At 39.6% G+C, this 20,615-nt stretch carries 24 protein-coding genes, 1 pseudogene and 1 riboswitch; of the genes and pseudogenes, 19 read left to right on the top strand and 6 right to left on the bottom strand.

Annotated features, from left to right (window positions below; all coding sequences use genetic code 11):
• The first annotated feature begins 11 nt into the window (after positions 1-11).
• The 10 genes from ACVIJU_RS15760 to ACVIJU_RS15715 all read left to right on the top strand — a co-directional run bounded on the left by ACVIJU_RS15760 (position 12) and on the right by ACVIJU_RS15715 (position 8,676).
• The gene (locus tag ACVIJU_RS15760) at positions 12-1,865 is read left to right on the top strand and encodes a monovalent cation:proton antiporter family protein (RefSeq protein WP_456687756.1); all 1,854 of its coding nucleotides are present in this window, start codon (positions 12-14) and stop codon (positions 1,863-1,865) included.
• Positions 1,866-1,919: 54 nt separating this feature from the next.
• Positions 1,920-2,028, top strand: a riboswitch (TPP riboswitch).
• A 139-nt stretch (positions 2,029-2,167) separates the two neighbouring features.
• Positions 2,168-2,767, top strand: a complete 600-nt coding sequence (tenI, locus tag ACVIJU_RS15755) for a thiazole tautomerase TenI (protein ID WP_456687755.1) — start codon at positions 2,168-2,170, stop codon at positions 2,765-2,767.
• Position 2,768: 1 nt separating this feature from the next.
• Positions 2,769-3,884, top strand: coding sequence for a glycine oxidase ThiO (thiO, locus tag ACVIJU_RS15750; protein WP_456687754.1), 1,116 nt, complete (start codon positions 2,769-2,771; stop codon positions 3,882-3,884).
• A 7-nt stretch (positions 3,885-3,891) separates the two neighbouring features.
• On the top strand, positions 3,892-4,095 hold the full coding sequence (gene thiS / locus ACVIJU_RS15745) for a sulfur carrier protein ThiS (protein ID WP_063387503.1): 204 nt from the start codon (positions 3,892-3,894) through the stop codon (positions 4,093-4,095).
• A 6-nt stretch (positions 4,096-4,101) separates the two neighbouring features.
• On the top strand, positions 4,102-4,869 hold the full coding sequence (locus tag ACVIJU_RS15740; RefSeq protein ID WP_063387504.1) for a thiazole synthase: 768 nt from the start codon (positions 4,102-4,104) through the stop codon (positions 4,867-4,869).
• Complete coding sequence (locus tag ACVIJU_RS15735) at positions 4,866-5,879, top strand: ThiF family adenylyltransferase (RefSeq protein ID WP_311067326.1); 1,014 nt, start codon at positions 4,866-4,868, stop codon at positions 5,877-5,879. The genes ACVIJU_RS15740 and ACVIJU_RS15735 overlap by 4 nt, the downstream gene beginning before the upstream one ends.
• A 14-nt stretch (positions 5,880-5,893) precedes the next feature.
• Positions 5,894-6,706: a bifunctional hydroxymethylpyrimidine kinase/phosphomethylpyrimidine kinase gene (gene thiD / locus ACVIJU_RS15730; protein ID WP_063387506.1), complete on the top strand. Its 813-nt coding sequence runs from the start codon at positions 5,894-5,896 to the stop codon at positions 6,704-6,706.
• A gap of 98 nt (positions 6,707-6,804) precedes the next feature.
• Positions 6,805-7,581, top strand: coding sequence for an enoyl-ACP reductase FabI (gene fabI / locus ACVIJU_RS15725; protein ID WP_063387507.1), 777 nt, complete (start codon positions 6,805-6,807; stop codon positions 7,579-7,581).
• A 279-nt stretch (positions 7,582-7,860) separates the two neighbouring features.
• Positions 7,861-8,247 (top strand): CotO family spore coat protein, encoded by a 387-nt coding sequence (locus ACVIJU_RS15720; protein ID WP_456687753.1) that lies wholly within the window; start codon positions 7,861-7,863, stop codon positions 8,245-8,247.
• Between the two features lie 87 nt (positions 8,248-8,334).
• Complete coding sequence (locus ACVIJU_RS15715) at positions 8,335-8,676, top strand: DUF1360 domain-containing protein (protein WP_117017059.1); 342 nt, start codon at positions 8,335-8,337, stop codon at positions 8,674-8,676.
• 1,027 nt (positions 8,677-9,703) lie between these two features.
• Here ACVIJU_RS15715 and ACVIJU_RS15710 read toward each other — a convergent pair.
• Both ACVIJU_RS15710 and ACVIJU_RS15705 read right to left on the bottom strand, forming a co-directional pair.
• The gene (locus ACVIJU_RS15710) at positions 9,704-10,738 is read right to left on the bottom strand and encodes a hypothetical protein (protein WP_446651229.1); all 1,035 of its coding nucleotides are present in this window, start codon (positions 10,736-10,738) and stop codon (positions 9,704-9,706) included.
• Between the two features lie 337 nt (positions 10,739-11,075).
• Complete coding sequence (locus ACVIJU_RS15705) at positions 11,076-11,795, bottom strand: BMQ_0737 family morphogenetic spore coat protein (protein ID WP_063387513.1); 720 nt, start codon at positions 11,793-11,795, stop codon at positions 11,076-11,078.
• 252 nt (positions 11,796-12,047) lie between these two features.
• Between ACVIJU_RS15705 and ACVIJU_RS15700 the strand changes: the two genes are divergently transcribed.
• From ACVIJU_RS15700 to ACVIJU_RS15675, 6 genes and pseudogenes are all read left to right on the top strand, one after another.
• Positions 12,048-12,515, top strand: coding sequence for a hypothetical protein (locus ACVIJU_RS15700; protein WP_456687752.1), 468 nt, complete (start codon positions 12,048-12,050; stop codon positions 12,513-12,515).
• A 73-nt stretch (positions 12,516-12,588) separates the two neighbouring features.
• Positions 12,589-12,741: a hypothetical protein gene (locus tag ACVIJU_RS15695; RefSeq protein ID WP_161939805.1), complete on the top strand. Its 153-nt coding sequence runs from the start codon at positions 12,589-12,591 to the stop codon at positions 12,739-12,741.
• Positions 12,722-12,928 carry a hypothetical protein gene (locus ACVIJU_RS15690; protein ID WP_063387515.1) on the top strand — a complete coding sequence of 69 codons (207 nt, stop codon included), beginning with the start codon at positions 12,722-12,724 and terminating at the stop codon, positions 12,926-12,928. The genes ACVIJU_RS15695 and ACVIJU_RS15690 overlap by 20 nt, the downstream gene beginning before the upstream one ends.
• Positions 12,929-13,064: 136 nt before the next feature.
• On the top strand, positions 13,065-13,196 hold the full coding sequence (locus ACVIJU_RS15685; protein ID WP_063387516.1) for a YjcZ family sporulation protein: 132 nt from the start codon (positions 13,065-13,067) through the stop codon (positions 13,194-13,196).
• Positions 13,197-13,365: 169 nt separating this feature from the next.
• A pseudogene (locus tag ACVIJU_RS15680) lies at positions 13,366-13,624 on the top strand (stage VI sporulation protein F).
• A gap of 128 nt (positions 13,625-13,752) precedes the next feature.
• Positions 13,753-13,953 (top strand): hypothetical protein, encoded by a 201-nt coding sequence (locus tag ACVIJU_RS15675; RefSeq protein ID WP_063387518.1) that lies wholly within the window; start codon positions 13,753-13,755, stop codon positions 13,951-13,953.
• Here ACVIJU_RS15675 and ACVIJU_RS15670 read toward each other — a convergent pair.
• From ACVIJU_RS15670 to ACVIJU_RS15655, 4 genes are all read right to left on the bottom strand, one after another.
• Positions 13,950-14,636 carry a DUF421 domain-containing protein gene (locus ACVIJU_RS15670; RefSeq protein WP_456687751.1) on the bottom strand — a complete coding sequence of 229 codons (687 nt, stop codon included), beginning with the start codon at positions 14,634-14,636 and terminating at the stop codon, positions 13,950-13,952. The two genes, ACVIJU_RS15675 and ACVIJU_RS15670, sit on opposite strands and share 4 nt — an antisense overlap.
• Positions 14,637-14,858: 222 nt before the next feature.
• The gene (locus ACVIJU_RS15665; protein ID WP_063387520.1) at positions 14,859-15,293 is read right to left on the bottom strand and encodes a GNAT family N-acetyltransferase; all 435 of its coding nucleotides are present in this window, start codon (positions 15,291-15,293) and stop codon (positions 14,859-14,861) included.
• A complete protein-coding gene (locus ACVIJU_RS15660; protein ID WP_063387521.1) occupies positions 15,293-15,811 on the bottom strand; it encodes a YjcG family protein in 519 nt (172 codons plus the stop codon). Before ACVIJU_RS15660 ends, ACVIJU_RS15665 begins: the two co-directional genes overlap by 1 nt.
• Positions 15,812-15,872: 61 nt before the next feature.
• A complete protein-coding gene (locus ACVIJU_RS15655) occupies positions 15,873-16,604 on the bottom strand; it encodes an alpha/beta hydrolase (RefSeq protein WP_456687750.1) in 732 nt (243 codons plus the stop codon).
• Between the two features lie 178 nt (positions 16,605-16,782).
• Here ACVIJU_RS15655 and ACVIJU_RS15650 point away from each other — a divergent pair, with 178 nt between their 5' ends.
• From ACVIJU_RS15650 to ACVIJU_RS15640, 3 genes are read left to right on the top strand one after another with little or no spacing between them, the layout of a single operon-like run.
• Positions 16,783-17,568, top strand: coding sequence for an ABC transporter ATP-binding protein (locus ACVIJU_RS15650; protein WP_456687749.1), 786 nt, complete (start codon positions 16,783-16,785; stop codon positions 17,566-17,568).
• Positions 17,552-18,310: an ABC transporter permease gene (locus tag ACVIJU_RS15645; RefSeq protein WP_094245366.1), complete on the top strand. Its 759-nt coding sequence runs from the start codon at positions 17,552-17,554 to the stop codon at positions 18,308-18,310. The genes ACVIJU_RS15650 and ACVIJU_RS15645 overlap by 17 nt, the downstream gene beginning before the upstream one ends.
• A gap of 17 nt (positions 18,311-18,327) precedes the next feature.
• Positions 18,328-19,338 carry an aliphatic sulfonate ABC transporter substrate-binding protein gene (locus tag ACVIJU_RS15640; RefSeq protein ID WP_063387525.1) on the top strand — a complete coding sequence of 337 codons (1,011 nt, stop codon included), beginning with the start codon at positions 18,328-18,330 and terminating at the stop codon, positions 19,336-19,338.
• Positions 19,339-20,615: the final 1,277 nt, after the last annotated feature.

Genomic DNA, 20,615 nt, shown 5'->3' with positions numbered 1-20,615 from the left:
GGAGGATCAATATGGAATCACATGCAGTAACCTCTCTTGTCATCGTGCTGGTCGGCGCTTTTTTAACCCCGATTTTGCTGCATCGGTTCAAACTGACATTCATTCCTGTCGTCGTTGCGGAAATTATTGTCGGATTAATCATCGGGAAAACGGGATTTAATTTAGTGCAGGAAGATGTATGGCTGGCAACTCTCTCAACGCTGGGATTTATATTTCTCATGTTTTTAAGCGGGCTTGAGATTGATTTCACCATTTTCTCCAAAGGGAAGAAAAAAGAAGAAAAGCTGCCCAACGGAAAAAAAGCTCCTCATACTTTTTTGGTTGCGTCAATTGTTTTTCTTGGCATTTTCGTTGTTTCATTACTTTTATCGTATTTGTTAATGTGGATGGGATTTATCCGCAATGCCTTTTTCATGACGTTAGTGATTTCAACGATTTCTATAGGAGTAGTAGTGCCGACGTTGAAAGACGAGCAAATTATGAAAACAAACATCGGCCAAATTATTTTGCTGGTGGCTGTCATAGCCGACCTTGTCACCATGATTTTGCTGGCGGTTTTTGTCTCCTTAAACAGCGAAGGAGAAAGCAATACGTGGCTTCTGCTTCTTTTGTTTGCAGCAGGCGTACTGCTTTACTTCATTGGCAAAAGGTTTAAAAGTCGATCCTTTATTAAATCGATGTCAAAAGGAACGGTTCAAATTGGAACAAGGGCGGTTTTTACGTTAATAATAGTGCTTGTCAGTTTATCGGAAACGCTTGGGGCAGAAAATATTTTAGGCGCCTTCCTTGCGGGAGTTTTAGTCTCGCTTTTATCGCCTAATTCAGACTTGGTGCAAAAGCTAGATTCGTTTGGCTACGGTTTTTTAATCCCGATCTTTTTTGTCATGGTAGGGGTGGAATTGGATATATGGGAATTGATCAAAGATCCGAACCTTCTTTTGTTAATTACTTTGTTATTCCTTGCTCTATTCATCTCAAAGGTGATTCCCGTCTTTGTGCTGCGAAAATGGTATGATACGAATACAACGATTGCGGCGGCGTTCTTGTTGACTGCCACTTTATCATTAGTTATTGCGGCAGCGGAAATTGGACAGCGAATCGAACTGATTGATAAGCAAATGGCTGACGCATTAATAGTAGTTGCCGTGTTAACAAGCATTATCACGCCGATAGGATTTAAAAAATTATTCCCCAAAAAAATGGCGGTGCAGCCAAAAAAGAAAATTGCTTTTATTGGTGCAAATCAAATGACCCTTCCAATCACAAGAGAATTGGATAAAAATTTGTATGAAGCAACCGTATATCATACACAGCAAGACAAAATTGAAAACGGGACTGCTCAATCGGTATTTAAAATTGAAGTATTGAAAGACTATTCGATAGAATCATTGAATGAACACCACATAATGGAAGCTGATATAGTAGTAGTGGCTACTGGGGATGAAGAAAGAAATGCGGAAATTGCAACATATGCAAAAGAATGCGGCGTAGAACAGGTCATTGCCTCCATTTCTTCCCCGGAGTTGGATCAAACATTAAAAGAAAAAGGGATCAGCGTATTTTCCGTCATGCTGTCAACAAAAACGCTGCTCAGGGCTTTGATCGAATCGCCTGGCGTTATGCGGATCTTAACAAACCAAGACAACTCTCTTTATCAAATTAATATGAATAACCGAAAATATGATGGAATGAAGCTTCGATACTTTCCGTTTACAGGAGATTGTATCTTTGTCCGGATTTTTCGCGGTGAAGATTCCATTGTGCCTCACGGCGATACCGAATTGAAAAAAGGGGACCGCTTGATTGTAACGGGTTCCCGCAAATATGTAAATGAGTTAAAAGATGAGCTGGAATTTAGCAAATAATATTTGCAAACAAAACAAATTGTGATAGCATGAAATTAGTATGAAAATTTAATAAGCATCCACTAGGGGAGCCTTTGGAAAGGCTGAGATTAAAGTGTTGACTTTAAGACCCTTTGAACCTGATCTGGATGATGCCAGCGTAGGGAAGTGGGAATTTGAAACATATGTCTGATATTCCATTACCACTTTCCAGCAAGGAAGGTGGTTTTTTATTGTTTCCAGTCTCACCACTGGACAGCTGCTTTCCAGTTTTGAACCTTGAAAGACGAGTGTGAGCGTCTTTCTCATGAAAGGAATGTACAATGTTGGAGCTTCATGCCGTAACAGACGGAACAAAACCGGTCAATGAGCTAATACGCATAATTTTGTCCATATCAGATCATGTTGATTACGTTCATATACGAGAAAAAAATAAAAGACCATGTGAGATCATTCATCTCGTAGAACAGCTTTTGGCAAACGGGATGAGGAGAGAACAGCTTGTCATCAACGATCGGCTCGATGTTGCGCTCCTGACAGGCATTCAAAATGTTCATCTTCCGGGAACCGGCCTGCCGATAAAAAAAGTGAAAAGCGCTTTTCCGCAAATAAAAGCAGGCGTCAGCGTCCATTCATTAGAAGAAGCAGTAAAAGCAGAAGGAGACGGAGCAGACTATTGTTTCTTCGGAAACGTTTTTGAAACGAACAGTAAAAAAGGACTTCCGGCAAAGGGAACAAATTTGCTCGGAAAAATTGTTGGACACGTCAATATTCCCATTATCGCCATTGGTGGGATCACGCCTGATAATATGCAAAAAGTTTTAGAAAAAAAAGCAAGCGGTATTGCTGTTATGTCCTATATCTTTTCTTCGAAAGATCCAGAGAGCGCTGCCAAACTTTTTAGGAAAGGAGAAACTTTTTAAAATGAACGTTTTTGATGTTGGAATCATCGGGGGAGGGGTAATCGGCCAAGGGATTGCCTATGAGCTTTCGAAAGCAGGGCTGAAGACCGCCGTGTTTGAAAGCGGAGAAATCGGTGGAAAAGCAACCTCTGCAGCAGCCGGAATGCTGGGGGCCCATTCGGAAAATGAAAAAAGAGACATATTTTTTGAGTTATGCTTAGAGAGCCGAAATTTATACCCGAGCCTTGCAAACGAACTGTTGGAACAATCCGGTGTGGATATCGAGTTTGTTCAGGAAGGCATGTACCGGCTTGCATTTACCGAGGAAGAAGCCCGCTATCTGCAATCGCTTGCAGAAGATGAGGATGAGCTAGAATGGCAATCAAGGGAAAACGTACTGGCAAATGAGCCACATGTTTCTGAAGACATTGTGGGAGCTCTTTGGCTTAAGCATGACGGCCAAGTAAAAGGTTCATCTGTTTGCCACGCATATGCGAAAGGCGCTAGAAAATATGGTGCATCTATTTTTGAACAATGTCCTGTTTTCGACGTGATTAAAGAGGGAAAAGCATACAAGCTTGTCACTTCCCAAGGAGTTTTTATATGTGGAAAAGTCGTCGTTTCAAGCGGAGTTTGGAGTGGCTTTTTCTTTGAAAAGCTGGGGCTGAGAAATCCAATGAAGCCCGTTAAAGGAGAATGCTTAGCCATAAAACCGAAAAAACTGGTGATCAACAAAACAGTGTTTTACGAGCACTGTTATATCGTACCGAAAAAAGACGGCACCGTTATTATTGGAGCAACTTCTTATGAAAACGACTGGGATACGCATCCGACAGTCAAAGGAGTATCCGAATTAATGATAAAGGTTCAGAAAATTATGCCAGAAATCGGGTCTGAACCGGTCGTTAGTGCTTGGTCGTCGCTCAGGCCGCAAACAGCTGACGGCTGGCCGTATTTTGCCGAGCACCCGGAGCATGAGGGAATCTTTTTTGCGACCGGCCATTATCGAAACGGCATTCTTCTAGCGCCGATTACAAGCTTGATCGTAAAAGACATGATTTTGAAAACGAATCAATATGAGGGTTATGTTCATAGCTTTTCTTTAAACCGATTGCTTTCTGATGCGAAAGGGAGGTGATTAAACAGTGAAACTTCGCATCAACGGCCAGCAGATGGAAGTGGAGAATAGTGTTCGGAACATAGAAGATTTGCTGAACTTTTTTCAATTACAGGAAAGAATTGTTGTCGTTGAACGAAATGGTGAAATTGTTTCAAAAGAACAATACAGTATCCAGACATTAAATGATGGTGATCAAATTGAAATTGTCCATTTTGTTGGAGGGGGATGATGATTCATGTTAAAAATAGGTGATAAAACATTTCAGTCGAGATTAATGTTAGGAACTGGAAAATATCCGTCTTTTGAGATACAAAAAGAAGCTGTGGAAGCCTCAGGTGCTGAAATTTTGACATTTGCCGTCAGAAGAATGAATATTTACGAGCCTTCACAGCCAAATTTTTTGGAGATGTTGGATTTATCGAAATATACTCTTCTGCCGAACACGGCCGGGGCAAAAACTGCGGAGGAAGCAGTCAGAATCGCCAAGCTTGCGAAGGCATCAGGATTATGTGATATGATTAAGGTGGAAGTAATTGGAGATGATAAAACGCTTCTCCCTGATCCGATTGAAACATTGAAGGCATCAGAGATGTTATTGGAAGAAGGGTTTATTGTTCTTCCATATACTTCAGACGATGTTGTTCTGGCGAAGAAGCTTGAAGAATTAGGGGTTCATGCCATCATGCCGGGAGCATCTCCGATCGGATCAGGCCAAGGAATTGTCAATCCTCTCAATTTATCATTTATTATTGAGCAAGCAAATATTCCAGTCATTGTTGATGCCGGAATCGGTTCGCCGGCAGATTGCGCACTCGCCATGGAGATGGGAGCAGATGGAATCTTATTAAATACAGCTGTTTCCGGTGCAAAAGATCCTGTGAAAATGGCGAAGGCAATGAAGCTGGCGATTGAAGCAGGCAGACTTGGATATGAAGCAGGACGCATTCCGAAAAAACGGTATGCACAAGCAAGCAGTCCAACGGAAGGAATGTTAACGACATAATGGAACGATATTCTCGCCAAATCTTGTTTTCTCCTATTGGAGAAGAGGGACAAAAAAAATTGCTGAAAAGCCATGTGCTCATTGTTGGAGCTGGAGCACTCGGCTGTGCAAGCGCTGAAATGTTAGCCCGTGCTGGAATCGGTAAAATAACCATCATTGACCGTGATTATGTCGATTGGAGCAATCTCGGGCGTCAACAGCTGTATACAGAAGAGGATGCGAAACAAAAGCTGCCAAAAGCGGTTGCTGCCAAAAAACATTTGCAGGAAATCAATTCGAACATTTCGATTGAAGCGATTGTGGGCGATTTCTCAATTGATTTTATTGAACATGTAAAGGATGTCGACCTTATCATCGATGGGACTGACAATTTTGAAACGAGATTTTTCATCAATGATTTAGCGATGAAGCACGAAATACCTTGGATCTATGGGGCAGTAGTGAGAAGTTATGGAATGACCGTTTCCATCGTTCCGAAACAAACACCATGCCTCCATTGTATGCTTCAAGCGATTCCGTCTGACGGAATGACGTGCGATACAGTTGGCGTGATCAGCCCGGCGGTGCAAATCGTCGCCTCTTATCAAACAGCAGAGGCACTGAAATATTTAGTCAGCGGAGAGGTGTCCAAGCAGTTAGTTTCATTTGATGTTTGGACAAGGGAGCATTCTGCAGTGGACATGACAAAATTAAAAAAGGCCGACTGCCCATCGTGCGGACATCACCCGACATATCCATATTTGTCGGTTGAAAATGGATTAAAAACAGCGGTTTTGTGCGGAAGGAATACCGTACAAATACGTCCGCAGCAAAAACAGAAGATTTCGCTATCAGAAATTACCAATCGTTTGCGCCCGATCGTGAAAGACTTAAAAGGAAATGCTTATTTAATTTCCTTTCAGGCGGATGATTTCCGCGTTGTGCTTTTTCAAGACGGAAGAGCATTAATTCACGGCACTAAGGAAGAAGAGAAAGCAAAAGCTATTTATCAACGTTACTTCGGAGCTTAAATGGAGGTGTGTTTATGACCATTGGAAAAGCGTTGACGATTGCCGGGTCCGATTCAGGAGGAGGCGCGGGAATTCAGGCAGATTTGAAAACTTTTCAGGAGTTGGATGTATACGGAATGAGCGTGATCACGGCCGTTACGTCTCAAAACACATTAGGTGTTCATGGCGTCTACCCTGTTCCGATTGAAGGGGTGATCAGTCAGCTTGATGCAATTGCTGAAGATTTATCGCCAGATGCGGTCAAAACAGGAATGCTTTTTAATCAAGAAATCATCCAAATCGTCTCAAATAAAGTTCAAAAGCATGGATGGGAAAAAATTGTCGTTGATCCAGTAATGATTGCAAAAGGCGGACATCCATTACTTGAAGAGTCTGCCATCAACGCGCTCATCAACGACTTAATTCCGCTTTCGTTTATTGTGACGCCGAACATCCCGGAAGCGGAAGCGATCACGGGCATCGAGATAAAATCGTTTGATGATCGGAAAGAAGCTGCGAAAAAAATTTGCCAAATGGGAGCAAAGCATGTGATCATAAAGGGTGGACATCAGCCGTCGGGCAGCGAAATCATTGATTTGTTGTTTGACGGGCATGATTTTTATGAATTTAAAGGCAACTATGTAAACACAAAGCATACGCACGGAACAGGCTGCACTTTTTCTGCTGCGCTGACAGCTGAGCTCGCCAAAGGTAAAGACGTTATCGAAGCCGTAAAAACCGCAAAAGAGTTCATCCATCTTGCTGTAGAAAATGCACTAGGCATTGGAGGCGGCCACGGTCCTACCAATCATTGGGCATATAAAAGAAATTTAGCTGCTTCGAAATAACATAAGCCGGACATATATGTTCTGGCTTTTTTCTCTTTTGTCCTTTATAATTATGATCAGGTATTAATAACTTGTAATAATGTTTAGGAGGATTTTCCATGAAATTGAATTTGGAAGGCCGAAACATTGTGGTCATGGGTGTTGCAAACAAGCGAAGCATTGCTTGGGGAATTGCCCGCTCTTTGCATGAAGCAGGAGCAAGATTGATCTTTACATATGTGGGCGAAAGAATGGAGAAATCGGTTCGAGAGCTTGTAGATTCGTTAGGACGGGAAGATTATCTCGTGCTGCCTTGTGATGTAACAAAGGATGAAGAAATCGAGCAGTGTTTTGAAAAAATTAAAAGCGAGGTTGGTGTGATTCACGGTATCGCTCATTGTATCGCCTTTGCGAATAAGGAAGAGCTGAGCGGTGAATATTTGAACACAACAAGAGACGGCTTCCTGTTGGCCCACAACATCAGTTCTTATTCTTTAACGGCGGTTGCGAAAACAGCCCGTCCTTTGATGACAGAAGGCGGAAGCATTGTTACATTAACTTACTTGGGCGGTGAGCGAGTCGTTCAAAACTACAACGTAATGGGAGTTGCGAAAGCGTCATTGGATGCTAGCGTGAAATATTTGGCGAACGATCTAGGTAAAGAAAATATTCGCGTCAATGCCATTTCCGCTGGTCCGATTCGTACGCTTTCGGCAAAAGGTATCAGTGATTTTAATTCAATTCTGAAGGAAATAGAAGAACGTGCTCCGCTGCGCCGAACCACAACACAAGAAGAAGTTGGAGACACGGCGTTGTTCCTGTTCAGCGATCTTTCCCGCGGCATTACAGGGGAAACGATTCATGTTGATTCAGGTTTTCATATTTTAGGTTATTAAGTTAGCTGAAAAAGATTAATCTGTGTGCGTTACTCGCACAAGATTAATCTTTTTTTATGGCAGGATAAAATGAAATTTTGCTGTCAGCTTCAAGGTGCCACTATTTCAAGCCGTGAAGCTTGGATTTATTGTTGATGTTCTGTTACGACTTTTTGTCTCAATGTGCAGCGATTTTCAAATGCTCTTTTGTCATAAGAAAAAGTTAGATTTCCGTCATGATTTCATTCTATCGTGTCATAAAATAATGAGAGAAATCATATTTGAGGGTGGCGATCAAACTTGATTAAAAAAGAAAAATTAGAACCTTTGATGTATATTGTCCAGCCGAATATAAAAAAGCCTGAAGTGACCATGCAGTCGACGCTATTAAAAAAAATTGCAAATAATTCTAAGCAAGCGGAAAAGAGTACATGGACGAAAGAAGAGATTTATAAAAGAAGAAGAGAATTGGCAAATATGACGGTTCATGAAAAGATTGATTTCTTTTCAAGTCTTCCGGAGCATGTGTATAAAAACGTATGTGAAATTAAAACAGTAGAGAAAACATACAAAGGAATTATTTTGTCAAAGGAAAACGATGTCGTTCAAATCCGTACATTTGATCAAAATGAACCTTTGAAAATAAAATCGAAAAGTATTTTAGACATAAAAGTGTTAGGGAATTAAAATGGAGAACTCGGTTATGCCGGGTTTTTTATTTGAACGATACAAGTCTTATCACTATGTTGGGGAACGAAAGGAGTATTGATTCCGATGGAATGGCATTGGTTTTCATTTGCTCTCATTGCATTGGCAACTTTTCGATTAACGAGAATTATAGTGTTTGATAAAATCGCTTCTTTTTTGCGCGCTCCATTTATAACAATTGTGGAGGAAAAAGCGGAGACAGGAGAAACCGTTTCTTTTTTCAAACCGAAAGGAAAAGGGCTTCGATTGTGGATCGGTGAGCTTTTAAGCTGCTATTGGTGCACAGGAATATGGTGTGCCGCCATTTTATTTTTTGGAAATGAATATATAAACGTCATTTTCTATCCGATTACAGTTATTTTAGCGATCTCAGGTTTGGCAGGAATTATTGAACATTTACTTGATTGATTGTCGCCATTTACAATGTCCCTCAAGCACGAATTGAATAAACTAAGGGAATGGTTTGTTAAAGACATGAAAAGCGTTCATTTCGTCAGGAACGAATATTGAACCATGAACAATTTACAGCTTAAAATGATCTTCAAGCGGAATCGGCCCACTCTCGGAATTGGGTGTAAGGAAATAAAAGGGATTCATTTTGGTCAGAAACGAACAGGACGATATAGAACCTATGAACCTTTATAGCTTAAAATGATCTTCAAGCGGAATCGGCTCACTCTCGGAATTGGGTGTAAGGAAATAAAAGGGGTTCATTTTGGTCAGAAACGAACAGGACGATATAGAACCTATGAACCTTTATAGCTTAAAATGATCTTCAAGCGGAATAGGCTCACTCTGGGAATTGGGTGTAAGGAAATAAAAGGGGTTCATTTTGGTCAGAAACGACAGGACGATATAGAACCTATGAACCTTTACAGCTTAAAATGCCCCTCAAGCGGAATCGGCTCACTCTCGGAATTGGGTGTTAAGAAAGGGAAAGGGGATGAAAGTTGCCGTTTTGTCAGGAACGAAAAGGAGCAATTTGACCCCATTTATGAACGCAATAAATAAACATTTACAGCCGGAAGCTTTAATAATTTCTTGCTGATTTCAAACATCACTGTGGAGCATGTCCCCTAAGTCGAAGCTTTAGCAATAGACGATTCAAAAAAACGGAAAAGTGTAAGAAAACCTGAATTTTTTACGAATTCGATCCGTTCATCTCAATTTCATTGATTTATGAGATTGACATGGCGGCTGCATTTCTTTACGAGAAGTTTCGGCGTCAAAAAGTTTTTCTGGCGGCAAAGTTCTTATTCTGACTAGCACCCTGTAACGAATTTTGCCGCCTATCGCTGAAAGGTAAGCAGCCAATTTCGAATGATTGTGTGTAAAGGACAGATTGTTAAAGTCGTGAAAAAAGAAACGGTCAAAAAATGAAAGTTCTTTTATAACCGGAAGGAATATAAAGAACTTTCATAAACTTGACCGTCTGTTAATTGATAATAATTTTGTTTTCAAACGGAATGCCTTCTTTCTTCTCCTGGCAATATACAAACCCTTCAATCACCAGCGCTTCATCGAAGACATCGAATGGGAAAGTAATGTGAAAGCCTTCAAAAGAGATTTTTTCATTTGGTTCGATCGATAATTTTTCACTAGGTTTCAGCCAGTATTCCCCTTTTTCTTGAATTTGCTTTCGCCATTCCGGGTGCAAATACTCCCATTCCAAGGAAGAATGAGTATTATAGTTGAAATCATTTTCGTTTTGATTTTTGGTTGTAATGATTTTTCCGCTGAATTGAACGTGCTGATGGGGATGAATGTGAATGCATAATACAGGATAATGCAAAGGTTGTTCTGTGATGTTTTCCATCAAGGCATTGCCAAGAATCGTTACCGGATCATCGCTTTCACGAGGAAGAACAATCGAATACGAAAATTGAGCGCGAATCGGATCGTTTATGGAGGCGTTTTTTTCATTTTGGACAGATTCATTCTCTTGTCGTTGGACATTTTTTTCGTAAAGTGATTGGAATAAAAATTGAGAGACATCTAAAAGTTCATTTCGTTCAGCAGTTAATAAATCGATCCGAAGCTGCTCTTTTTTCGATTCGGTGATCAATCGTTCTTTTTCCTTTATTTCAAACAAAAGGTCTTGAATCTTTTTGTCAGCGGCTTGCTTTTCCTTTAATAAACCAGTGACAGCTGCTTTCAGCAGTTTTAATAGGTCGTTTCGCTCCTCTTCAACAATGGAAAGCTGATTGCTGATCTTTTCAACATGTTTCTCAGCTTCTTTTAATTGGGATTGAACGGAAAGGATTTCATGTTCAAATTGTTCTTTTGCGATGCGATATTGCTCGCTGGTTCGGATGACTGCTTTGTAATATTCCGTTTTTTCCTGTTCCTGCAGCAGCTTATTTTGCATGCTTGCCAATTCATTTTTGTATTTCGAAATTTCGGATTTATAGTGGATAAGCTGCTGCTGAAGCTGTAAATAATCCTGTTTGTTCCGTTTTATTTTGTTCATTGAATCTCCTCCTCGGACAAATAAAAAAATATAAGTGGAAAACAGTTTGTTGCCATTTCCTCCAAACAGAAGAATTTTTATTTAACGATTTAATAGGAAAATAGTATAAATGATAAAACCTCAGATCATTAATAAGCGTGATGTACGGAATTTGGCTGATAAGCGTTTCAAAACAGCCCAATTTGCTATAAAAGGATGGAAACTCACAAAGCGCCGCTACCGCCAGCTTTGAAAGAGCAGTTTTACTATACATATGTATGTTTCCTTCATTTAACACTTTTCCCGGAAAAATGAGAGGAAAAATAAAAAGGGGAGAGCGTCCCCTTTTGCAATTAATTTATTCCTCCAAGGCGTAGTCGTCGTTTGGAAAAATTTCCGGACATTGCGGCGGAATTTGCGGGTTTGCGCATGTAAGAGATGAAGGAAGTTCCCGACGAGGTCTGCAAAATTTTCCTTCTACCTCAAGCTTCACTTGGGCTTCCATTTGCACATCTAGACAGATCGTGATAGAAATGTCTAATTGGCTGAATGATTTATTATCCCAAATCAAGTTAGCGTCAGTTTCAAAATAGGAAACGTGGCTGTTTAATGTTGTGCCGGGCGGCGCGCATAGGAAGAAAGTTTGAACCGTTGCAAATGGAATAGCATCTGACACACTAGTGACAGTACCTTGCAAATCGGAGATCGCAACGACAATATACCCTCTGATCAGAACTTTTACTTTTTGAAGGGTAATTTTTCCTCCTTTTGGTAAATGAACGACTACCGATTGACGACCTTGCGGCTGAACGATTTCTGTCACCGTTATAGAATTTGGTGAATTTGGATCAACAGGATTTCCCAAGCTGTCTGATAAGTAGCAATTGACATTTAAAAGCCCATCTTCAAACAGTGAAAACGGATCTTCCGATGTCCCTGCTATTCCATCGAAATTAAAACCGATGGATGATAATTTTCTAAAGCTTAACTGAGGAAGATCAATTTGACGGTTCACCCAGTCATAAACTTTCGGAACGCGAATACATAATCTCTCTGTATCATGTCCCAAATGGCTCATGCTGTTACCTCCTAATCATTCTGATTTCCAAAACCTTCTTAGGTGTCGGACTACTGTATATTATGAGCAAACTGGTTAAATGTGCAGTGACAGGAGCGGAAAATTTAATTTTTTAAAAAATTCTCTTTCCATTAAAAGAATGGTTTTGCCCCGTTTTAAAAATTCATTTAAAAAGCCATTTGTATCTTTTTAGTAGGCTTCTGTCAACATTTTTTATTTGAGCTCATACATTTACAGTGAGAGGTGAGATAGATGGCGCAAATCAATAAAGAATTTTTGCAACGGATGAGAGCGGAGCTTGCGTTTTATAAAGAAAAGGCAAAAGAATCGATAGAATTGGAAATATTATTGCAGGAAAAAGAGCGGGAGCTTGAAAAAGCAATCAAAGAAAACGAAAAGCTAAAAGAAACGATCGAAAAGCACCGCCAGAGCAATGATCGAAATTTAAAGTGGGAGGAACGAAAAAAGCTTTTAGAAAAAATCGAAGTGTTAAAAAGAAAATTAGCTGAAAAAAATCATCATCTGGATGAAAATGAAAAAAAGGAGGACGAACAAAAACAGGAAGATTGGTTTTTCCGAATTTTAAAGGAAACGCAAGCCATTCAAGGAACAGTTGAACCTCAGGAACGGAAGGAAGATTTTGTGAAGGAAAAAAACGAACAGAACAACCAAAAGGAATTTCATTTTTGGATGATGGACGATGTGGTCAAAAACGATTAGAAAGAACACAGATCAACCTTATTCTTCATACGATGAATAAGGTTCTTATTTTGAGGGAAAGGGGAGAAACCTATTGAAAGAAAACATAAAAGTTTTTTCCAGTTCATCGACGAAAGAAAATGCGATCAAAAAGAAGATGATGAAAAAGAAAATACATCCATTCGGAATAAAAATTTACAATTCAACGACTTCCGGTGGCTGCGGCTGTGGGAAAAAAGGGTTTTAAAAAGGGAAATATGAACAAGCTCGAAAAGGAATTCGTCAAATGGATCGAAGGTATGTACAAAGAACATGACAAAGTGCAGCAAAAATGTTCAAGCTGGATGATGAAAAAAGACAGGGAGCTTTTAGACCTTGAAAAAACGGCGGCAAAATTTGAAAAAGAGATCGAAAAGATTGAAAAACAAATTTGATAGGAAAATGAAAAGGGAATCAAAACAGGTTGAAACCCCACCTAAAAAATCCGCACTTGCCCATCTTGTGTGTCCACTCCAAATGAGGAATTGCTTCATACAGTATAGTGATGAATAAAGGAGGAGGTGCAGAAAAATGAGCTTTGGTTGCGGATATGGTGGATACAGCTATCCTTATAGCGGCGGTTTTCATAATAACAGCTTTGTGCTAATCGTCGTTTTATTCATCTTGTTGATTATTGTTGGTTGTTCCTGTTTTAAATACTAATCTGTAAGTCTTTTACAATACTAATGGTGAGTGCTGGTCACGGATGGATGTCCGCCTTTTACAAGGCGGACTGTACTTTTTCTTCATCACGTTTTCATTTCATTTTCATAAAATATTAAGGCCTGTTATACAGGTCATTTCGACAACTTAGGAGGGGACGAATTTCAGAATGGATCATATTTTTAAAAATATTGAGAAAAAAACCGGCGTCAATATGAAAGATGTACTCGAACTGGCCAATTCTTTGCAAAATTCCAATTTTAATGATGAAGCAACTGTCAGAAAAGTGATCAAGCGGGTTGCGCAATTGGCGAATCGGCCGCGTTCCAAGAGAATTAGAAAATAAAATTGTCAATGCGATTGTAAACGGAAAAGAAAATATGGATTTTAACACCATCGCCAATATGTTGGACAATAAGAAAAAATAGCGCGTCAGCGGGTGTGCTCCCGCTGATGTTTTTTACATGATGTTTCAATTTTTAGAAAAACGGGTAAAAATGAATGATAGATCGATTTAGAAAATAATTTTTTGCAAATCAAGAAAGGAGAGAGAAACATGGGATATATTTTTTCCGTTCAGACTCCTGCCTTTTATGAATATGCCAACAGAGCTGTTCAGCCAAAGGAAGATTATGCGAAAGTCAAACAGCGAAACAATGTTATGATGAATGAAGAATATTGGCATTTCCAGCTAAAGCAAGATTTATTCGCAAATAAGCGCAAATATAGCAAAAAAAGATTTCATGAATATGTTTAGAAACAAGCTAATATTTTTGGACAAATAATCCGTTGTTTTGATCCCATTCCGCGTAAAAAACATCTTTTCGCGTCTTCCACACTGTAAGCGAGAAGCTGCTGCTGAAGCCATTTTTCATCAAAACCTGCTTCTTTTAAATTTTCACTAACCACTTCTCCGTCAACAATAATCGTGTAGGGGATGGTAGCTGGCGAAGATAAAATATTTAAATCGTTTCGGGTCGGCTTATCGAATTCCGATTTTTTCAATACGCTGATCGTGCCGTCCGTTTCAAGAACTGCGTATTCCACTTCGCGAATCGAAAAAGCTCCTTTTGCTCTTAGTAAATGTTGAAGCTGGTTCATATCAAGCTTGTTTTTTTTCAGCTGATCACGAATAATTTTTCCTTTGTGGATGACCATTGACGGAGCTCCTTCCAGTATTCCGCGGGTTCTTCTCCATTTTTGTGTGATGAATTCCAATAAATAGATTAGCATTCCCCATATCACGACCGTAAATAATATTTTTTCAACGCCCATTTTTACATCATATACAGCATTGCCAACTAGCTCACCTAAAACGAGCGCAGAGATAAAATCGAACGTCGTGATTTGCGTAATTTGTGTTTTACCTAGTATTTTTGTCAATAGAAAAAGGGCAAAGAAACCGAAGACCAGTTCAGTGGCAATTGCTACAAATTCCATTTCCATCACCTTTGCTAAGATCGGTAATGGTTAGGTTGTCCCAACTGCCGAAATTCATGTACATTCTTTTAAAAAACTATGGGAAGTCGTGCGGTGGAGAAAATGGAGAAACATTCGAATTGATCTGAATGTAATACAGAGAGATTTTTAACCTCTTTAACACGCTTTCTGACCATTCCAAATGAAAGACCGCAATCCGCGGCCTCGTTTGGTTGTCTTTATTTATGAATGTGGATGTAACGTTTTTTCCATCGTGACATGGGGAATGCCCGCATCCATAAAAATATCGGAAACGGTTTGATATCCATGCTTTTTATAAAAATTTTCTACTTGTACTTGGGCGTTCAATTTTATTTTCTTTAATCCTTTTTCGGCCGCGAGTTTTTCAAGTGTTTCCAAAATGATATTTCCCGCTCCTTTTCCGCGGTATTGTGGCAGAACACAGATCCTCTCGAGCTTTCCGATGTTGCCAATGACACGAAATCTGCCAGCTCCAACAGGCTGATGATCGTCATAAAGCACGACATGCTCGGCAAAGGCTTCATATTCGTCGGTCTCTATTTCTATCGGAACGTTCTGCTCTTCTACGAATACTTTTTTTCTTACATATAAAGCATCATTTCGTTGTTTTTCATTAATAGCTTTGACTGCCTTCATCAGTCTCGTCCTTCCCCAAGCAGGAATGTTTCATAAACAGTCCATGAGCCGTTTTCTAATTGATATAAAATGTGGAATCGGTCGATCGTTTCCACGTGTTGAATTTTTAACATTTTTAAGCGGCCGAGAACGTCAGAATGTTCATCATCCGATAAATTTTGTCCGATTGTAATGTGAGGGACGAAAGCGTACTCCGGCTCCTCTTTAAATTTTCCTTGATGGAGAAGCTCATGCAATTTTGTTAATTCTGGATTTGGTTCAACTTTTAAATAAATAACGTTATTGACAGGAGCAAATGAACTGAATTTGTAGACGGAGAGTTTAAAAGGCTTAACCTGTTTCGCAATTTTCCTAAGTTCTTTCACAGTGTCACCAATTTCTTTTTCGTCAGCTTCAAACGGTGCCTTCAATGTTAAATGAGGAGGGACAAGCGCATAATTCGGATCGTAACGTTTCCTATATGAGTTGGCAATGTCTTGCAGCTTTTTTGAAGGAAATAACACAATTCCGTACTTCATTTTTTTTGCCTCCTTGATATTTACTCGTATTCTTTATTATAACAACTTAAAGAATCAATTTTCATGATATAGCAAACATTTTTTTTAATATGTCTTTTAGCAGCGGCTGCCAATATGTCCAGCGGTGATCGCCGTCAAATTCTTCATAAATGCATTCGAATCCTTTATGTACCATTTGTTCATGAAGTTTTTGATTGATTGTATAAAAATCTTTTATTTTCCCATCAGTCGTTTTTACAGCCGTTTCCTGTTTCCCGATTTGATGATAAATAGATAGTAAAGAGGGCTGTGAAAAAGCATCGATCGCTTCTAACACCTTTTCATTCACATATGGTGATTGCATGATCACTTTTCCAAATGTATGCGGATAATGAAGCGCTGCCATAAGCGAAACGGTTGCAGCCAGAGAATCGCCGATAAGCGCGCGGCCTCTTCCTATTGGCAAAAGCGGAAAACGTTCTTCTAAAAATGGAATTAATTCATGAGCTAAAAAACGGATATAACTGTTGAACTGGCTTCCATCGGGATGATATTTTCTTCTTCGATCTTGAATGTCTTTATAAGGAATGCCAACGACAATCAAATCTTCAATCGTTTGCTCCTCCGTTAACTCCTCAACAAAACGCGCGATCCTTCCCAGTTTAAAATAGTCTTCGCCATCTTGGGCAATGAGAAGATGATGATGAGATAATGGAGAAAAGGAAGTCGGCAAATACATGAGCAAAGAAACTTCTTCCCCCAGCTCTTCACTAAAAAACATTTCTTCTTTTATAGGTGCGACTTTTTGGGCCATACCAATTCCTCCAAAATTGACTAATTACCAGTTAGGCTGGACTTCTCATTATTTTATCACTCTTTTGAAAAGTCTCCAACAAATAAAAAGGTTGACAAAATAAAAAATGCTTATATTATAATGATAACGACTAATCCGATAAGATAGGTAAGAATGATCATATACTGGGGGAATCAATTTGTCTGTCAAAATTGCGCAAATTTCAAAAACATTTCAACATCATGGAGTCTCCCAAACGGTTCTTGACCAAATTGATTTGACTGTGCAGAAAGGAGAGTTTGTTTCTATTCTTGGTCCTTCCGGCTGCGGAAAGTCGACGTTATTATCGATCGTTGCCGGGTTAACAGCCCCCACATCGGGAAAAGTGCTGGTAAACGGGAAGGAAATAAAGGGACCTGGAAGCGACCGGGGAGTAGTGTTTCAACAGGCAGCCCTTTTTCCATGGCTGACAGTTGAGGAAAATGTCATGTTTCCGCTGAAGAAAAAAATGCCGAAGGAAGAAGCGAAAAAAAAGGCGCACGAATATTTGGCCATGGTTCAATTAAGCCAATATGCCAAGCATTCTCCGCACGAGCTTTCCGGCGGCATGCAGCAGCGCGTATCGATCGCAAGAGCTTTGGCGATGGATCCTGAGGTGCTCTTAATGGATGAGCCGTTCGGAGCGTTGGATGAGCAGACGAGATCACGGCTGCACGAAGTGTTGGAAAAAATTTGGATCGATACGAAAAAAACAATTCTTTTTGTTACGCACAGCATCCAAGAGGCATTAAAATTATCGGACCGTATTATCGTCATGGGTACAAGGCCTGGGAGAATTATTGATGAAATAGAAGTGTCTTTTCCGAGACCACGTGATGAATTTAGAAAGCAGCTTGCTGAATATGAAGAGCGCATTCAAAAGCTGTTGAAGTCAGAAATTGATAAAGTAGTGAAAGAGGAAGAAAGTTATGCAGCAGGTCGTTAAACGAATCATTTTTTATGCAGCCGCACTGGGTATATGGGAAGCAATCGTCAAGCTGTTAAATATTAAGGCTGTCGTCTTTCCGGCTCCGAGCGATATTTTTCAGGCATTGTGGAACGGTTTTGCTGATCTAACTCTTGTCTATGATTTGCTGGCAAGTTTTCAGCGGCTGGCAATCGGGCTTGTGATTGCTCTTATTCTTGGAACAGTGTTAGGCGTCGTTTTTGCAAAATCGAAAGTAATTGATGATACCATTGGCTCTTTAATTTTGCCGTTGCAAAGCGTGCCGAGCATCGTTTGGCTGCCTCTAGCCATCATCTGGTTCGGTTTAAATGAAAAAGCGATCATTTTTATTGTCGTGCTCGGTGGAACGCTTGTGATGACATTGAATATGCGGACAGGGATTAAAAGCGTTCCTCCAATATATACAAATGCGGCAAGGACAATGGATTACAGCGGATTTTCTCTGTTTACACACGTGATTTTTCCAGCAGCCATCCCGCATGCAGTAACTGGTGCAAGGCTTGCTTGGGCGTTTGGGTGGAGAGGCCTGATGGGTAGCGAGCTGTTAAGCACCGGCCCGGGTTTAGGCTATACGTTAAAATTCGCATCAGATTTTGGCGATATGGCGTTAGTGATGGGCATTATATTTATCATTGCCTTAATTGGAATTTTAGTAGATTTAGTTTTTTTCAGCAGAATTGAAAAGAAAGTGATGAAAAAATGGGGATTGCTTGAACAATAAAGGAGGAAGTTGAGATTATGAAGAGAAAAGGTTTGCTGCTATCATTTATCACCTTGTTGTTAATTGGGATTTTATCTGCCTGCGGAGCCGGCGGAGGGAATGAGGCATCAGGAAAAGAGAAAAGCGGAAAAAATAAAGTAGTCATCGGCTATTTCCCAAATATTGACCATGTTCCGGCGATGATTGCGAAGGAAAAGGGCTACTATGAAGAAGCGCTAGGGGATCAGGTAGAGATTGAATATAAAACTTTTCCGGATGGCGGTGCTTTTATGACAGCGTTGAAAACCGGCGAAATTGACGCCGGGCTTGTCGGTCCAGCTCCTGTCATGAATAACTATTCTAATGGTGCAGACGTGAAAATTATTGCCGGTGCGTCATCTGGGGGTACTGTCGTCGTAGCAAGCAAAAAAAGCGGAATCGAAAGCTTAGATGATATTCATAATAAAACATTCATTACTCCTGGTGTCGGCTGCACTCACGATGTCCAATTTGAAACGTACTTGCAAGATTACGACATTGCTTCATCAAGAATCGGCGGCACATTAAAGCATACAACTGGAAACCCGGCACAATATCAAGCTTTCTTTGAATCGGGAAAAGTGGATTTAGCCGCTGTGCCTGAGCCTTGGGCTTCATTATTAATAAAAGACGGGGCGAAAGTGATTGTCGATACGAAAGATATCGCCTATGGCACAACGCTTCCGAACACTGTTTTAGTGACGAGCAACAAATTTATTAAAGAAAATAAAGATTTAGTTCAAAATATTGTCAAAGCCCACAAAAAAGCAGTCGACTTCATCAATAAAAACAAAGAGGAAGCACGCGATATTGCCATTCAATCGATTAAAGAAATAACAAATCAAGAGCTTGACCCAGAAATTATCGACAGCGCTTGGGAACGTGTCCGCTATACAACCGAAGTGGATGAAAAAGTTCTTCAAGACTTTTCTAACTCTTCTTATGACTTGAAATTTTTAAAAGAAAAACCGGATCTTAAAGGTCTTGTAGATACAAGCTTTTTGAATTAAGTAATAAACCCCCCTATACAGAAGCTTTTTGATATTATGCGGCTTCTGGATAGGGGGGTTATTTTGTTGATGTAAATTCAAGATGAAGCAGTTGTTAAAACAGGGCTTATCCCAAAAGTTGTTTATGACTATGCCTGTATATTGGGATTCTGTTGTTGTGAGAGCTTTTTATTCAAATCGCTCGAATAAGCTCCCGTTTTTTCACATTGTTTGGAGCTGTCCAGAAAGTCAAAATCCATTGAAAACGAAAGATTATAAACATTGATATATCAACATTTCTAAAACATTAAAGGGGCGTCTATAAGCCGGAAAATCGACTTATTAGACAGCGCCTATATGAATTTCAATTTCTCCATTTGGGCCGTATTTTTCAAAATCATATGTGTAAGCACGCTCTACTTAAACCAGTTTCTTCTTGCTTCCAAATCTTACTCCAAGTTTTAAAAATGCCTTGTTCGTCCGTTTTATCTACTTGAAAAACTTTATTTTCATGTTCCTCGGGATTTCAATTAAAAGCTTCCCCATTATTTTCTTCAATTGCAATGCTTAATAAATAATCTCCTCTGTAGTCGCTTTCATAATCATAATAAATTCCGTACACATTGTTTTGATGATGTTCCAGTTTTTAGAAAGCGTTTTCTCACATAATTTTGATTTGCCCCATCATTTGCTCGTCATGAAAATTATTGGTTCGTATGCTGTCGATTATATACAGCATCATAAACAGTCTTTCCTTTCCATAATATTGATAAAAAAGAGAAGGCGCATCAGTAAAGAATGTTCAGCAAATTTTCCAACGGCACGTTTATGTTCATCTTTTTTGCTTCCCAGCTTCACCTGCAAAACAAATATCGCATCTTCGTTTTCTGTTCAGCTGCTTTATGGAGTACGGGTTCGTTTGACAGAAGTTGGCGAAAAATTTATCAAATGATTAGTTTGCCAATTCAATCGTTTCATTCACTGTTTATTAAATACTCTTAAAATTTTCCAATTCCTCTAAAGAAGATCACCTCGTTCACAATTTTTCTCCAAATACGACAGCTTCCGAATTGAATATTTATATTTTAAAATCTATTAAAATTTGGGAAGCCTCAGGGGAAAATAAAACCACTTCATTGAAATGATGGAGGATCAAAGGTGATCCATACAAAAAAATTTCCCTTTTGGCTTTCGCAAAAAAACATTTCAAGAATCGACGGATTATTTAAAGAAAGTTCTTATTCTTCTTTAGTTTTACTGAAAATAAATCAAAGTTATCGGAATTGTTGGCAGGAAAC

It is taken from the genome of Aeribacillus sp. SP014 (assembly GCF_054055575.1).
This window is presented reverse-complemented; position numbering and strand designations above follow the sequence as displayed.